Annotated in this window: 11 protein-coding genes; 9 read left to right on the top strand and 2 right to left on the bottom strand. The window is 64.9% G+C overall.

The features are described from left to right. Positions 1-2: 2 nt before the first annotated feature. The 7 genes from AC3WT0_RS04835 to AC3WT0_RS04805 all read left to right on the top strand — a co-directional run bounded on the left by AC3WT0_RS04835 (position 3) and on the right by AC3WT0_RS04805 (position 10,726). Positions 3-3,188, top strand: coding sequence for an efflux RND transporter permease subunit (locus AC3WT0_RS04835; protein WP_492751906.1), 3,186 nt, complete (start codon positions 3-5; stop codon positions 3,186-3,188). 346 nt (positions 3,189-3,534) lie between these two features. Further along, positions 3,535-5,886, top strand: coding sequence for a TonB-dependent receptor (locus tag AC3WT0_RS04830; RefSeq protein WP_492751905.1), 2,352 nt, complete (start codon positions 3,535-3,537; stop codon positions 5,884-5,886). 2 nt (positions 5,887-5,888) lie between these two features. Then, complete coding sequence (locus AC3WT0_RS04825) at positions 5,889-7,241, top strand: LLM class flavin-dependent oxidoreductase (RefSeq protein WP_492751903.1); 1,353 nt, start codon at positions 5,889-5,891, stop codon at positions 7,239-7,241. Positions 7,242-7,278: 37 nt separating this feature from the next. Next, positions 7,279-8,211, top strand: coding sequence for a TauD/TfdA dioxygenase family protein (locus tag AC3WT0_RS04820; RefSeq protein ID WP_492751901.1), 933 nt, complete (start codon positions 7,279-7,281; stop codon positions 8,209-8,211). Then, a complete protein-coding gene (locus tag AC3WT0_RS04815) occupies positions 8,208-9,188 on the top strand; it encodes an aliphatic sulfonate ABC transporter substrate-binding protein (RefSeq protein ID WP_492751899.1) in 981 nt (326 codons plus the stop codon). Before AC3WT0_RS04820 ends, AC3WT0_RS04815 begins: the two co-directional genes overlap by 4 nt. After that, positions 9,185-9,967 (top strand): ABC transporter permease subunit, encoded by a 783-nt coding sequence (locus AC3WT0_RS04810; protein WP_492751898.1) that lies wholly within the window; start codon positions 9,185-9,187, stop codon positions 9,965-9,967. Before AC3WT0_RS04815 ends, AC3WT0_RS04810 begins: the two co-directional genes overlap by 4 nt. Positions 9,968-9,970: 3 nt before the next feature. After that, the gene (locus tag AC3WT0_RS04805) at positions 9,971-10,726 is read left to right on the top strand and encodes an ABC transporter ATP-binding protein (RefSeq protein WP_492751896.1); all 756 of its coding nucleotides are present in this window, start codon (positions 9,971-9,973) and stop codon (positions 10,724-10,726) included. A gap of 205 nt (positions 10,727-10,931) precedes the next feature. Here AC3WT0_RS04805 and ssuD read toward each other — a convergent pair whose 3' ends face one another. Then, a complete protein-coding gene (gene ssuD / locus AC3WT0_RS04800; protein ID WP_492751894.1) occupies positions 10,932-12,119 on the bottom strand; it encodes an FMNH2-dependent alkanesulfonate monooxygenase in 1,188 nt (395 codons plus the stop codon). A gap of 532 nt (positions 12,120-12,651) precedes the next feature. Between ssuD and AC3WT0_RS04795 the strand changes: the two genes are divergently transcribed. Together AC3WT0_RS04795 and AC3WT0_RS04790 are read left to right on the top strand one after the other, a co-directional pair. Further along, the gene (locus tag AC3WT0_RS04795) at positions 12,652-13,359 is read left to right on the top strand and encodes an antitoxin Xre/MbcA/ParS-like domain-containing protein (protein ID WP_492751892.1); all 708 of its coding nucleotides are present in this window, start codon (positions 12,652-12,654) and stop codon (positions 13,357-13,359) included. Then, positions 13,356-13,934, top strand: a complete 579-nt coding sequence (locus AC3WT0_RS04790) for an RES family NAD+ phosphorylase (RefSeq protein WP_492751890.1) — start codon at positions 13,356-13,358, stop codon at positions 13,932-13,934. The genes AC3WT0_RS04795 and AC3WT0_RS04790 overlap by 4 nt, the downstream gene beginning before the upstream one ends. Positions 13,935-14,198: 264 nt before the next feature. On the opposite strand, the gene AC3WT0_RS04785 is transcribed toward AC3WT0_RS04790, so the two are convergent. Then, entirely contained in the window at positions 14,199-15,641 is a 1,443-nt protein-coding gene (locus AC3WT0_RS04785; RefSeq protein WP_492751888.1) for a helix-turn-helix domain-containing protein, read from the bottom strand. Between the last annotated feature and the right edge of the window lie 358 nt (positions 15,642-15,999).

Raw genomic sequence — 15,999 nt, 5'->3', positions numbered from 1 at the left:
CCATGATCGCCTCCATCGTCAGCTGGGCGGTCGACAAGCGCTGGCTTGTTCTGCTGCTCACCGCCATCGCTGCGCTTGTCGGCGCCGTCGCTCTCTATCGCCTGCCGATCGATGCGGTGCCCGACATCACCAACAATCAGGTGCAGATCAATATTAGCGCCCCGGCGCTGTCGACTGAGCTGGTGGAAAAGCAGGTCGCCTTCCCGATCGAGACTGCGCTGGCCGGGATACCCGGCCTCCAATATACGCGTTCGCTCAGCCGCAACGGCTTTGCGCAGGTGACGGCGGTCTTCACCGACGCGACCGACATCTATTTCGCGCGCGCGCAAGTCAATGAGCGGCTGGGCAGCGCGCGACAGACGCTGCCCGAAGGCGCGAACCCCGAAATGGGGCCGATCGCGACCGGGCTGGGCGAGGTCTATATGTGGACCGTCCTGTTCGATCATCGTGCCGATGACCGGCATCAGCCCGGCGAACCCGGGATGCAGCCTGACGGCAGCTATATCACCCCCGAAGGCGAACGGCTGACGAGCGAGGCCGACAAGGCGACCTATCTGCGCACGACGCAGGACTGGATCGTGAAGCCGTTGCTCAAGACGGTGCCGGGGCTGGCGGGGATCGACGCCGTTGGCGGCTATGCGCGCCAATATGTGATCATGCCCGATGTGGCGCGGCTGGCGGCGTTGGGACTGACGCTGACCGATCTGGCGACCGCGGTCGAACGCAACAATGTCAGCAGCGGCGGCGGTTCGGTCGAGCGCAATGGCGAGGGGCTGGCAGTGCGCGCCGATGCGCTGGTGCGCAATGCGGGCGAACTGGAGCGTATCGTCGTCGCGACGCGCGGCGGCGTGCCGATCACGCTCGATCAGGTCGCGACGGTCGGGACGGGGCAGGCGGTGCGAATGGGATCGGCGTCGCGCAACGGTACAGAAGTGGTGATCGGCACCGCGATCATGCGGATCGGCGAGAACAGCCGCACCGTCGCCTCATCGGTTGCCGACCGGCTTCAATCGATCAACGCCTCGCTGCCGCCCGACGTCGTCGTCCAGCCGGTGCTCGACCGCACGACGCTGGTCAATGCGACGATCCGGACAGTGGCGCGCAACCTGAGCGAAGGCGCGCTGTTGGTGATCGTGGTGCTGTTCCTGCTGCTCGGCAATTTCCGGGCAGCGCTGGTCGCGGCGCTGGTCATCCCGATCACGATGCTGCTCACCGCCTTCGGGATGCTGCGCGTCGGCGTGTCGGCGAACCTGATGAGCCTCGGCGCGCTCGATTTCGGGCTGATCGTCGACGGGGCGGTGATCATCGTCGAAAATGCGCTGCGCCGCCTTGCCGCGCGCCAGCATGAGGCGGGGCGAGCACTCGAGCGCGAGGAAAGGCTGGAGATCGTGGCGGCGGCGGCGCGCGAGATGATCCGCCCCTCGGTCTATGGGCAGGCGATCATCATGCTCGTCTATGTGCCGTTGCTGGCGCTGAGCGGGGTCGAGGGCAAAACCTTCGCGCCCATGGCGCTGACCGTCATCATTGCGCTCGGCGCAGCCTTCATCCTCTCGCTCACCTTCGTGCCGGCGGCGATCGCCTGCCTGCTGTCGAAGCCGGTGGAGGAGAAGGAAGGGCGCATGATCGGCTGGCTACGGCGCCGATATGAGCCGGGGCTTGCACTGGCGATGCGGCATCCGCGCGCGACGATGGGAACGGTAGCCGGGGGGCTCGCCCTTGCCGTTGCAGCCTTCCTGTCGCTCGGGCTCGTCTTCCTGCCGCAACTCGATGAGGGCGATCTGCTGATCCAGGCGCTGCGCATCCCCGCCACTTCGGTGGGTCAGAGCCAGGCGATGCAGGGGCCGATCGAGCGGATGGTCGCGAAACAGCCCGAGGTGAAGTTCGTCTTCTCCAAGACCGGCACGGCCGATCTTGCCTCGGATCCGATGCCGCCCAATGCGACCGACACGTTCGTCATCCTGAAGCCGCGCGACCAATGGCCCGACCCAAGGCTGAGCAAGGAGGCGCTGGTCGAGCGGATCGAGGGCAGGCTCGCGACGCTGCCGGGCAACGCCTATGAGATCACCCAGCCGATCCAGATGCGCTTCAACGAACTGATCGCGGGCGTGCGCGGCGACATCGCGATCAAGATATTCGGCGATGATTTTGCCGCGATGAACGCGACCGCCGACCGTGTGGCGGCGATCCTGAAGCGCACGCCGGGCGCGGCCGACGTGAAAGTCGAGCAGACGGGCGGTCTTCCCATGCTCGACATCGGGGTGAAGCGTGACGCGATGGCACGGCTGGGCGTGACTGCTCAGGATGTCCAGGATGTGATCGCGGCGACGCTGGGCGGGCGCGAGGCGGGCACCATCTATGAGGGGGATCGCCGCTTCCCGGTGGTGGTGCGGCTGTCCGACGCGCAGCGCGCCGATTTCGAGGCATTGCGGCAAGTGCCGGTGCCGATCGCGGGGGGCGGCTTCGTTCCCCTCGCCAGCGTCGCGGAACTCGACATCGTCGACGGCCCCAACCAGATCAGCCGCGAGAATGGCAAGCGCCGCGTCGTCGTGCAGGCCAATGTGCGCGGGCGCGACGTGGGCGGGGTCGTCTCCGATGCGCAGGCCGCGATCGCGCGCGAACTCAGATTGCCGACCGGCACCTATCTGGAATGGGGCGGGCAATATGAGAATCTGGCGTCGGCCGGCGGGCGGCTGGCGCTGGTCGTACCGGCCTGCTTCGCGCTGATCATGCTGCTGCTTTACGGGGCACTGCGATCCTTGCGCGATGCGGCGATCGTATTCACCGGCGTGCCCTTCGCGCTGGTCGGCGGCGTACTGGCGCTGGCGGTGCGGGGGATGGATTTCTCGATCTCGGCCGCCGTCGGCTTCATAGCGCTGTCAGGGATCGCGGTGCTCAACGGGCTGGTGATGGTCTCGTCGATCCAGGATCTGGTCGCCGTGGGGGTCGAGCGGGCGGAAGCCGCGCGGCTGGGCGCGATGCAACGCCTACGTCCGGTGATGATGACCGCGCTGGTCGCGAGCCTTGGCTTCGTACCGATGGCGCTGGGGCACGGCGCGGGCGCCGAGGTGCAGAAGCCGGTCGCGACGGTGGTGATCGGCGGTCTGATCTCGGCGACGCTGCTGACGCTGTTCGTCCTGCCGACGCTCTATGCGCGGTTCGGACGGCAGTTGCGGAGCATATGCAGTTGAAATGCCGGGGCGCGGCGCTGTCGTTGATCCTTCGACGACGGTCAGCTTTGCGCCTTAATTTCGGTCAGTAAATGCCCACCCACTAGCTCCGAAAGCTGCCATTTAGGTCGTAGCGGCGGGATTCGCGCTTTGACTGTGGGGATAGCATGCGGGGGCATCAGCATCGCCGGTGCCGCTGCATGTTGATCAATCCGCCGCGAAATCCGTCGAGGCCGAACCCGGCGATGCTACGCCGTAATCAATTTTCTATCGATATGATAGATTTTATTCGCGCGCCTCAAGCCGAACCCCGCTTGCTCCTTGAAACTCTATCTGAATGATAGGAAATGCAAGGGAAGGAAAGCAAATGCGGGGAAACGGAGCATCGACGATCATTCTGGCGTGGGCGTTTGTCGCCGGGCAGGCGCGGGCGGAAGATGTCGCACCCAAGACCGTGGAAGCGGCGCCATTCGCCGAGGTCGAAGAAGGCGTACCGCAATCGGAAATCCTCGTCACCGCGCGCCGGCGCGAGGAAAAGCTGCAGGATATTCCGATCGCGGTCAGCGCGGTCAGCGGCAACACGCTTGCCGAACAGCGCATCTACCGCATTGCGGATTTCGCGGCAAAGCTGCCCAACTTCGCGGCCGTGCAACAGAATACCCGCGTCTCGGGCCTCTACATCCGCGGCCTCGGCGGCAATGCGAACAATGACGGCGCCGAGTCAGGTGTCGGGCTGATCGTCGACAATGTCTTCTACACGCATGTCGGTTTCAGCTGGCTCGACTTCGTCGATCTCGATCATATCGAACTGGTGCGCGGGCCGCAGGGAACATTGCTCGGCAAGAATACGACGATCGGCGCCGTCGTCGTCACCACCAAGAAGCCGAGCTTCGACTCCGAACTGAACCTCGAGGCCGGCTACGCCAATCACGATCGGCTCCAGTTGCGCGCGAACGCCACCGGCCCGCTCATCGGCGATACGCTTGCCTATCGCCTCACCTTCTCGCGCGATCGCGGCGGCGGCTGGGCGACCAACGCCTATGACGGCAAGAAGTATCTTGACACCAATCGCTGGTCGTTGCGCGGACAATTGCTGTTCCAGAGCGGTCCGGTCACCAGCCGGCTGATCGCCGAGCATTACGAGACGAGCGAATATAATAATTACTACCCCGCCTTCGCCGACGCGACGAGCTTCGCCAACGGCGCGCCGCGCGCCGCCGCGTGGGAAAACAAGCTCAAGTCGATCTTCGGCTACACGCCCAGCTACGATGTCGGCCACAATGCGAACCTCAACACGCAGGACCGCATCGGCACCAAGGTCACTGGCGTCTCGAACGAGCTGACCGTCGATCTCGGCGGCCCCACGCTGACCTCGGTCTCCGCCTGGCGGCGGCTCCGTTTCCGCCCGCGCAACGACAGCGACAATTCGCCGCTGTCGATCCTGCGCGCGGGCTATGACGTCGACGTCGATCAATATTCGCAGGAGCTGCGCCTCGCCTCGCCCAGCGGCGGTGCCTTCGAGTATCAGGTCGGAGGATATTTCCTGCGTGAGGATCTGGTCAGCAACAACCGTTCGATCTTCCAGTCCGATTCGACGCGCTATTTTCTGACCGGCGGGCTGCCGCCGGCCGCCCTGCTTCCCGCCATCCTCGATGGCGTGGAATATGACCAATATGGCAAGTTGCAAGTGACGAGCGGCGCGGCGTTCGGCCAGGCCAGCTATCATTTCACCGACCAACTCTCGTTGACCGCGGGCCTGCGCTATACGAGTGAAAAGAAGAAGGCGTCGAACACTGCTTCGACCTTCGGGGGCGGGGCATTGCCTTCGACGCTGCAACCCGCGCGCACGGCAATCATCAATGCGTTCGGCGGCATCTTCGCGGTCGCCGATCAGCGCACGACCAACAGCTGGTCCTGGCTGGTCAACCCGTCGTTCAAGATCAGCGACGATGTGCTGCTCTATGCATCGGTCAGCTATGGCGAGAAATCGGGCGCGGCCAATCTGGGCGCTACGCCCGGCAAGCCGATCATCATCGATCCCGAAAAATCGACCGACTATGAAGTGGGCATCAAATCGACGCTGGCCGACGGGCGGGTGACGCTCAACGCCAATCTCTACTGGAACGACATCAAGGACTTCCAAGCCGTTCAGCTCGATCCGACGCGATTGGCGCTGGGCAACTTCCTCGGCAACGCCGCCCGCGTGCGCCTGCGCGGAGTCGAGGTCGAGGCTGCCGGACGGCTCACCGACGGCGTCAACCTGTCCTTCAGCGGCGCGTTCAACGATGCGATCTACCGATCCTACGCCAACGCGCCCACGCCGGTGGAATTCACCTATGCCGGCGGCCCCAGCTCCGTGGACCTGTCGGGCAAGCGCGTGATCGGTGCGGCCAAATGGACCGGGCAGGTCAGCCTCGACTACGACCGGCCGATCACCGATCGGTTCAACCTCACCGGCTATGTGAACCAGACCTATCGCAGCAAGAGCAACCTGCTCAATCCGGTGTCCGCCTATGGCCGGCAGGAAGCTTATGGCCTGACCAACGCCGGCATCGGCATCAAGACCTCCGACGATCGCTATTGGATCCAGCTTTGGGCGCGCAACCTGTTCGACAAGCGTTACGCGATCGGCGTGGGCGCGGCGAACGCGGTGTCCCCCTTCATCAAGGTGCTGGGCGATCCACGCACCTTCGGCATCACCGGCAAGGTCAGGATCTGATCATGGCCGGTGCCCGCCAGATCCGCCTCGGCGCATTCCTCATGGGCGTGGGGCATCATGTTTCGGCATGGCTTCACCCCTCGGTCGAGCCACGCGATCTGGTTGATCTCAACCACTATATCCGCCTCGCGCAGACCGCCGAGGCCGCGAAGTTCGACGCGATCTTCTTCGCCGATAATGTCGCGATGTTCGGCGGACCGCCCGAAACGGCGGGGCTGGCAGCGCCGGTCTATTATCTTGATCCGCTGGCGCTGCTTGCCGCGATCGCGCCTGCGACCGAACGGATCGGCCTCGTCGCCACCGTCTCGGCGACTTACCTGCCGCCCTACCATCTCGCTCGCAAGTTCGCGACGATCGACCATATCAGCGGCGGACGCGCGGGGTGGAACTGCGTTACCTCGGGCTCCGACGCCGAGGCACGCAATTTCGGGCTCGACCATCAGCTTGCCCATGCCGATCGCTACGCGCGCGCCGCCGAATATGTCGCGGTGGTGAAGGCACTGTGGTCGAGCTGGGAACCTGACGCGCTGCTTTTCGACCGTTCCGGTCGCCGCTTCCACGATCCGGCGAAGGTTCACGCGGTCGACCACGAAGGCGAGCGCTTCAAGGTCGCCGGACCGCTCCAGATCGGCGGATCGCCGCAAGGGCATCCGGTGATCGTCCAGGCCGGCTCGTCGGACGACGGGATCGCGCTTGCGGCTGCTACTGCAGAGCTGGTTTTTACCGCACAGCAGTCGCTCGAAGACGCCGTCGCCTTCGCGAACCGGCTGAAGGATGCGGCCGAGGCCAGTGGCCGGTCGCGCGACGATATCCTCGTCATGCCCGGTATCATGCCCTTCGTCGCCGAAACCGAAGCCGAGGCGCAGCAACTGCACGACGAGCTTCAGGCGCTTGTCGATCCGCGCATCGGCATCGGGCTGGTGTCCGGCCTGATGGGCGTCGACCTGTCGGCCCATCCGCTCGACGGTCCCTTGCCCGAGCCACAATCGACCGAGGGATGGCAGAGCCGCCAGCGTCTTTTCGTCGATACCGCGCGCGCAGAGGGGCTGACCATCCGCCAGCTGATCGCGCGCGTTGTCACCGCGCGCGGGCACAAGACGGTGATCGGCAATCCCGTCCAGATCGCCGATCTGCTCGAACAATGGTTTGTCGCGGGCGCGGCTGACGGCTTCAACATCCTCGCGCCTACGTTGCCCCACGGCCTCGACGCCTTCGCCCGGCTCGTCGTGCCCGAACTGCAGCGGCGCGGCCTTTATCGCGAAGATTATGAAGCGGGCACGTTGCGCGGCCATCTCGGCCTGCCGCTCCCCGCATCCCACCGACCAGCGCAGCAGCTTGCCGAGGCCGCCGAATGACGCGCCCGGCCCATCCCCCCAAAGCAGGAGAACGCCCATGACCAGCGAGGCCAATTTCCTCAACCAAGCCGATCCCGCATCCCCGCTCGATATCGTCCCCGTCGCGGGGCGGATCGGCGCCGAAGTGCGCGGGCTGCCGCTCGACGCCGATCTCGATCGCGGCATATTGCGGGCGATCCGCGCCGCGCTCGTCCGCCACAAGGTGCTTTTCTTTCGCGGCCAGACCCATTTGGACGATGCCGGGCAGGAAGCGTTTGGCCAGGTCTTCGGCGAGCCTTTCGAGCATCCGACCGTGCCGTCGCGCGGCAATTTCCTGTTCGAGCTGGACTCGCATCACGGCGCGCGCGCCAATCACTGGCATACCGACATCACCTTCGTGCCGGCCTATCCCTTCGCGTCGATCCTCCGCGCGGTGAAGATTCCGCCGGCGGGCGGCGACACGGTCTGGGCGAATACCGCCGCAGCCTATGATGATCTGCCTGATACTCTGCGCCAGATCGCCGACGGGCTGCGCGCGATCCACACCAACGATTACGACTATGCTGCAGCCCGGCCCAATGCGACCGAGGAGCAGCAGCGCATCTTCAAGGCGATCTTCGCCTCAACGGTCTATGAGACCGAGCATCCGGTGGTCCGCGTCCACCCCGAAAGCGGCGAGCGCAACCTGCTGCTCGGCGGCTTCGTCAAACGCTTCGTCGGCGTCGCCCCGCATGAATCGCGCGCGCTGTTCGATCTCCTGCAGGCGCATGTCACGCGGCTTGAAAATACCGTCCGCTGGCGCTGGCAGGAAGGCGACGTGGCGATCTGGGACAACCGCGCCACCCAGCATTATGCGATCGACGACTATGCGGGGCAGCACCGGGTCGTGCGCCGCGTGACCCTGGCCGGCGACGTGCCCGTCGGCATCGATGGCCGCCCGAGCCGCGCAATCCTCCCCGAGGCGCAGCCGATCCTCGAGGCGGCGGAATGATCAGCCGCCGCGAAACGATCGCCGCGCTCGGCGCGTCGCTGGCGCTTGCCGCCTGCGGCGCGAAGGGCGGCAAGGATGCAAAGGACAAGGGTGTAGTCTTCGCCACGCAGAAGAATGGCGTCCCCTTCCTCGCCCAGCAGCGCGGCGAGTTCGAGAAGCGGCTCGCCGCGCGCGGGATCGGCCCGGTCAAATGGGTCGAATTCCCATCGGGGCCGCCGCTGATCGAGGCGATCCGTGCCGGCGCGGTCGATATCGGCCTCGTTGGCGACACGCCCGTCGTCTACGCGCAGGTGGCAAATACCGACCTCTATTATGTCGCGACGCAGAGCTTTCCGGGGCTCGTCGGCAGCGGACTGCTCGTGCCGCCCAAGTCGAAGGTCACTTCGATTGCCGAACTGAAGGGCAGGAAGATCGCCTACACCAAGGGATCGGCTGCGGAATTCGCGCTGGCCATCTCGCTCAAGCAGGTCGGGCTCAAGCTCAGCGACATCCAGCCCGCCAACCTGTCGCCCGGCGACGCGCAGACCGCGCTGGCCAACGGATCGGTCGACGGCTGGCTGATCTGGGATCCCTTCTACACGCTGGCGCAGATACGTGGCGGCGCACGCGCCGTGCCGCTGCCGACCGGATCGGATATCCGCACCGTCGCCTATTATGTCGCATCGGGCCATTTCACCCGCGACCGCACCGACGTGCTCCGCGCCGTGCTCGACGAGCTGCGCGCCGAGGCGGAGTGGGGCAATGCCCATCGCGATTATTATCGCGACGAGGTCGCCAAATCGACACGCCTTCCCGTCGAGGTGCTGAACGGCATGCTCGCGCGCTACAAGGATTTCCTGTTCCGCGTCGATCCCGTCACGCCCGATGTCGTCGCCAACCAGCAGAAGGTTTCGGACTATCTGTTCGACGCGGGCGTGATCCCGACGAAGGTCGACGCCGCCAAGGCCGCGTGGAGCGGCTGGACGCCGACATCATGAGCCTGACCGCAGAACGGCTGCGCGACAGCGCGCTGGTGCCGGCGATCGTGCCGGTCGCGTTGCTGCTCGTCTGGCAGGCCGCTTCCTCGACGGGATGGCTGCCGTCGCAGATCCTGCCCGCGCCGACAGCCGTGATCGTCGCGGCGGGCGAACTGATCGCAGACGGCACGCTGCCGCATCATCTGGCGGTCAGCGCGGCGCGGGCGCTGACCGGGCTTGTCGCCGGCGGCGTGATCAGCTTCGCGCTCGGCCTGCTCTGCGGCGTCTCGCCCTTTGCGCGCCGCCTGCTCGATCCGACGCTGCAGATGGTGCGCACCATCCCGCACCTCGCGCTGCTGCCGCTGGTCATCCTGTGGTTCGGGATCGACGAACAGGCGAAGATCTTGCTCGTCGCATGGGGCATCTTCTTCCCCGTCTATCTCAACACCTATCACGGCGTCGTCTCGGTCGATCCGCAATTGATCGAGATGGGGCGCATCTACGGGATGAACCGCTGGACGCTGTTCCGCCGCATCATCTTCCCCGGCGCGCTGCCGTCGATCCTCGTCGGGCTGCGCTTCGGGCTGGGGCTGATGTGGCTGACGCTGATCGTCGCCGAGACGATCGCGGCCAATTCGGGCATCGGCTACATGGCGACGCAGGCCCGCGAGTTCAGCCAGACCGACATCATCGTGCTGGCGATCTTCGTCTATGCCGCACTCGGCAAGCTCGCCGACAGCGTCACCCGCCTTCTCGAACGGCGCCTGCTGCGCTGGAATCCCGCATATGCAAAGGCCTGACCGATGAGCCGACTTGCCTTGCGCCTCGTCGGGGCCGAGCGCGGTGCCCGCACCGGCAGCGCGATCCACATTCGCGACCTGTCCGTCGCCTTCGGCCAGAATCAGGTGCTCGATCGCCTGAACCTTTCGATTGCCCCCGGCGAATTCGTGGCGATCGTCGGGCGATCGGGCTGCGGCAAGAGCACCTTGTTGCGCGCGATCCTCGATCTCGTTCCGCTCGCCGGCGGGTCGATCGAGGTCGATCGCGCCGCCGCGCGCCTCGTCTTCCAGGAGCCGCGCCTGCTGCCCTGGGCGACAGTGCGCGACAATGTCGCGGTCGGCGTGCCCGGGGGGGTAGCCGCCGACGACCGCGACACGCTGGTCGCCGAACGGCTGGCCGAGGTCGGGCTGGCCGACAAGGCCGGCGACTGGCCCGCCGCGCTGTCCGGCGGCCAGCGCCAGCGCGTGGCGCTGGCGCGTGCATTGATCAGCCGGCCGAGCCTGCTGGCGCTGGACGAACCGCTGGGCGCACTCGACGCGCTGACGCGGATCGAGATGCAGGGACTGGTCGAGCGCGTCTGGGCGGCCGAGGGCTTCACCAGCCTGCTCGTCACGCACGATGTGGCCGAGGCCGTCGCGCTCGCCGATCGCGTCATCCTGCTGGAGGCAGGGCGCATCGCGCTCGACGTGCCGATCGCCGTGCCGCGCCCGCGCCGCCACGGCGATCCCGCGCTGGCAGTGATCGAAGGCCAGATCCTCGATCGCCTGCTCGGCCGCTAGGGCATCGTCACGCTGGTCGCTGTAGGGAATGGCGGAAAAGTGCGACTCCCGCCTTCAGAAGTTGACAAAGTTGAGAGGCTGGAGTGGTCTTCTCAACTTCCGAGCAGAAGCAATATCAAAGAGCGGGGCGACTGGCGCCTGCCTCCCTCTAACATAGAGCCGCCCTTGTAGGACAGCATCTGGATGGTCGATCCGTCGCTCGCCCTCAGGTGAAGCGACCGGTGACCGTCGCAGCCGGCTTGTCCTCACGCGGCGGGAAGAATGGGCGTAGCGGCGGCAGCGTCTCCTGCCGGCGATGCGGCAGATTGAGCCTGGGGAAAAGCAGCTCGGCGACGCGGTAGGCTTCCTCCAGATGCGGATAGCCCGATCCGATGATCGTATCGACGCCGATATCGGCATATTCCTGTAGCCGTTCGGCGATCGTGTCGGGATCTCCCACCAGCGCGGTGCCCGCGCCGGTGCGGATCAGCCCGATCCCCGCCCAGAGGTTGGGCGCGATCTCGAGATTGTCGCGGCTGCCCTTGTGGAGCGCCTGCATCCGCGCCTGCCCGACCGAATCCGTGCTCTTGCTGAGTATCGTCTGGAACTGCGCGATCTGATCGTCGGTGACGTGCGAGATCAGGTCGTTCGCCGCCGCCCAGGCCTCGTCCGCCGTTTCGCGCACAATGAAATGGATGCGCAGCCCGAAACGGATCGTTCGTCCGCGCCGCGCGGCGCGCGCGCGGACATCGTCGATGATTTCCTTGAGCTGCGACGGCGGCTCGCCCCAGGCGAGATAGACATCGACATGCTCCGCCGCGATCTCGCGCGCGATTTCCGACGAGCCGCCGAACCAGATCGGCGCATGCGGCTCCTGCACGAAGGGGAAGATGAGCCGCCCGCCCTTGATCGACAAATATTCGCCGTCCTGCGTCACCGTCTCGCCGCGCGCGAGCTTGCGCCAGATGTCAAGGAACTCGGCGGTCTGACGATAGCGCGCACCATGATCGAGAAAGATGCCGTCCTGCGCCAGCGCTGCGGGGCTGCCGCCGGTCACGACGTTGAGCAACGCGCGGCCGTTGGACAGCCGATCGAGCGCCGCCGCCTGCCTGACCGCCTCGGCAGGCGCGGTGAGGCCGGGGCGCAGCGCGACGAGCAGCTTTAGCCGCTCGGTAAAAGGCGCGATCGACGCAGCGGTGATCCAGGCGTCGGCGCACATCGCGCCTGTCGGCATGAGGACGCCATAATAGCCGAGCCGATCGGCGGCAACCGCGACCAGACGCAGATAATCGGGTGTTGGCGCGCGCTCGCCCTCGGGCCAGCCCAGTCGACGGCTGTCGCCGCCCGAAGGTATGAACCACAGAAAATTGAGCGGACTGCGCGCCGCTCCGTCAATACCCACCAGCTCAGCCATGCATGCCTCCCGCAGCGCCTATTCCCGCAGGGGAACACGTGCCCTTACGCTCGGCAAACTAGCTTTTGTTTTCTATGCAATAAGTAGATTAATTGCCGCGACGATTCAGTAAGGGGGGCTTGGAGCCCGTTTGAGACCGGCACCGGCCCGCTTCCCTACGGGGCATCCCACCGGCTCCTCGATAGTGCGGTCATCCCCTCGACTTGACCATTCGTCCATGTTTGCGCCGCGCGATACCATGCGTCTTACCATGTCGAGATGTGGACGCCCGCGAACAGGTGCGAACACCGACCGCTCCAAAGTGGCTCCGAAAACGGCAGAAATCAAGGATTTGTGAACGACTACGCACAGGCGCGGCGGCAGCCTTGGCGGATTCGACATCCGCGCCGAGCGCGATGAGACAGGAGTATCAGGGCAGCGGCTGCTCTTCCCTCCCGATATGGGACCGCTGGGTTAGAGTCGGACATATCGGACATATCGGACATTCTGGACAAAATGGATGTTCGTTGCTATATCCACTCGGGAAGGAGCGATGAACACGGCGACTCAGTTGCACAGTGCCGATACCAGCGCTGATGTCCGCCGATTGGTGGCGAGCGAAGTGAATGAAGCGCTCACTCGCCAGCCTGGCCTCGCCAAGTCCGCGGCCGCCAACACGGCGCAGATCGTCGCCGCCGTCGCCGCCGTCGTGGTCGCGCTACCCCCAGCGCAGCAGAAACGGCTGAAGAGCAAGAGCGCCGACGTCGCCGACATGATCGCCGCCCTGGCCCGGGAGGATGTGCCCGCCCGAATCGAGATTCCCGAGCCGACTGAGATTGAGGTCGGCAAGGGTAGCGGTTTCGGCGAGCTGATCGACATTGAGGAAGGCCGGCGTCGGCTGTCCGCTTATGCGACCAAGGTTCCGCTCGAAGATTGGGCGGGGCCGGTCGCCGGATCGAGCATGCTCAGCGATCAGGGCATCGCCCGCTCGACGCTCCATGATTGGCAGAAGCGTGGACAGGTCGTGGCGTTGCTCGCAGGCGCGCGCAAGCACGCCTTTCCGCTCGAACAGTTCGTCGACGGCCGGCCTGTCGAGGGCATCGCCGACGTGCTCGAGATCGTCGGCAATCCGCGCCGTGCCTGGCTGTGGCTGGTCCAGCAAAGTCCGCTGCTCGGCAGCAAGCGGCCGATCGACTTGCTCAAGCAGGATCGCAAGAATGAGGTCGTGGACGCGGCCCGGACTGTCTTCGAGCATCCGTGACCTTCAACGCGGCGATATTGCGGGAGCTGGTCGTCGGCATCGACGTGTCCAGCTATCTGGGGATCTTGGAAGCGCGCCATCGCGCCACGCCGATGGGCATGGGTCATGGGAAGACGCGCTTCTCCAGTCCGACCAACGCCTTCACCGTGCTCTATGCCGCACAGGATCTGCCCACAGCGCTTGCCGAGAAGGTCATTCGCGATCGCTTTCAGGGCAAACAAGCGCGCGTGCTGCTCGAAGCCGATCTTGATGAGTTGGTGATAGCCAGCATGGTCGCACTCAAGCCGCTCAAGCTGCTCGATCTTCGCACCAGCGGGGCGAGCCGGCTTGGTGTGCCGACCGATGCCGTTCGCGGCAGGGCACAACAGGCCGGACGCAAGTTCAGCCAGCAACTCTATGACGCGACCGATTTCGACGGGATCGTCTATATGTCCCGGATCACCAATGCCGAATGCGTCGCCATCTATGACCGGGCGACCGGCAAGCTCGATCCGGCCTGCCCGGTCTTGGAACTGCTCCAGCTTGCGGGGCTCGTCCCAGCGCTCACTTTGCTGAACGTACAAATTATCCTCTAGGGGGCTTCGCGCCGTAATTTCGGCCGTTCCACAACTCTACTGGATCTTTTGAAAACCGCCATTCTGTCAGGACTGCATGTGCTTGCCTCTCTGGGGCGGAGGCAGCGGATTGGCGGCGGGTCGCGACACGCTAAGAATACATCGGCAAAATCTGAACTTCAGAACCAGAACGATTCATCATCGAGCCGATCCACCAGTCGCCGAGACCAAACGCCTAGGTGAGCTGGCGGCCGAATGGCGCCAATTTGGCTGCCGCCGCCTGTGTCAGGGGGCGCCCCTGCCGTGATGTCGTCCGAAACCGTCGGGCGATAGGAACAGGCTCATAAGATCGGCGCCGAACATGCGTCGCGCAGTATCGACGACCTGGCTGCTCAATTGCCGCCGCGCAATCTCGCCGCTCGCACGAGCAGCCTGGAGTGCGTGATAAATGACGACGAAATGGCAGATCAGAGCGTTATGAATGGCTCGCGTGAGGTCGGGTTGCAACAGCTTGAAGCGCGACCGCATTGCGCCGCCGGCCTGTGCCGCCACAGCCTGCGCGACCCGCTCCGATGGATCGCCTGCTTGGTGCGCTGCGGTCCATAGAAGCAGCAGCGTCGACCCGATCGCATGAGATAAGCGATCTGCGGACAGACCTGCCGAGCCGATGACCCAAGCATATGTGCGCAAAAAATCGTGCTTTCCGAGAAGACTGTGAAATTCTCCCGCCTCGACTGGCAAGTCGGGAAGCAGGCGGGAAATGAAATGCTGCCGTTCTGCTATGGTGAGCTTGCCGACCAGGCGGTCGACAGATGCCGGCGCTTCCGATGTCGCGCTTGGCCGAACGGCCAGAAAGCGCTCCATAAACTGGTCGCCCAACGCCAGCGGAATGTCCGCGCTTACGAACGGAACGAGGCGGACCCAGCGGAGCCGCGTGCTGACCGAAGTCGTGTCAGGCACGACCATTGCCATGCTGCGGTCATCGCCGCCTTTCCTGAGCCATTCGCTTGGCGTGCAGTTCATGATCTGCTGGAAAGCGATACGGAAACGCGAATAGCTGCCGAAGCCCGCATCTATCGCCGCTCGCAGAAAATTGTCGCCGGGGCGATAGCTCGTCAGGAAGCGTTGCAGGCGGATGCGGTTGCGCCACTCGAGGAAGCCCCAACCGGTATATACGACGAGCAACCGGCTGAGATAAGGCGCGCCGACGCCGGCAGCGCTCGCCAGTTCCGGGAGAGAGATGGAGGCGTCGGTCTCGCGCAGGATGAGCAACGCGCGCGAAACTGCAGCGTGCATCGGTCGGCTGTGCGAAGGCGCGGAGTCGGCGCTGGCGCGCAAGGCGCGGATCAGTGCGTAGCGTATCCCCGCGCTATAGGCTGCGGGATCGTCTGAATCCTGCGCCACCTGGACAAGAAGCCGGTCCAGTTCGACCAGTTCTTCACCAGGCAGCATCCGCACCGGCAACCGGTCCACAGTCTCTGCCAGATGCGGCGGCAGCAATTTGGGCGAAGCCCAGATCACCCACATCTCCAGCAACGCCGAACGCAAAAGGCGATGGCTCTGACCGGCTGGAATCCAGATGAGCGTTCCCGGCCTGAGAGAGAATGTCTCGTCGCCGATGATCAGCCGGCCGGTTCCGCGCATCACCAGGTTGCATTCCACGCCTTCGTGGAAGTGATCGACTTCAAATTTGGTGTCGGGAGACGTTCGGCGAATATCGCCGTCCATCTCATTGAGTAAATTGTACGATTTTCTCCGAATCTTCCGGTCTCCATTCCCGCGCTGCCGCCGCGGCCCGCCGTCTCGAGAGCATGGCCACAAGGACGAATGACTAACCGCTTGCCGTCAATTCATAACAGCTTTTAGACAACTGCAAAATAAATGCAAAATACGCGCATGACATTTGAATAGGACGATCAGACAAGCGGCGCTCCACCCGATAAATGCCGCCCGCAAGCGCCAGCGCCCTGCCGACCCAAATGGGCGACGCCGAGCGCAGGGAACACAGACGCGGACGACAGGCGTCAGAGCGTCGCCTTATGCCGGGAGCGCGTTCATCCAACGCCACTCCAGTCAGCCGCAGGCA

Source organism: Sphingomonas sp. EU05-FHT14C10, assembly GCF_058790595.1.
This window is presented reverse-complemented; position numbering and strand designations above follow the sequence as displayed.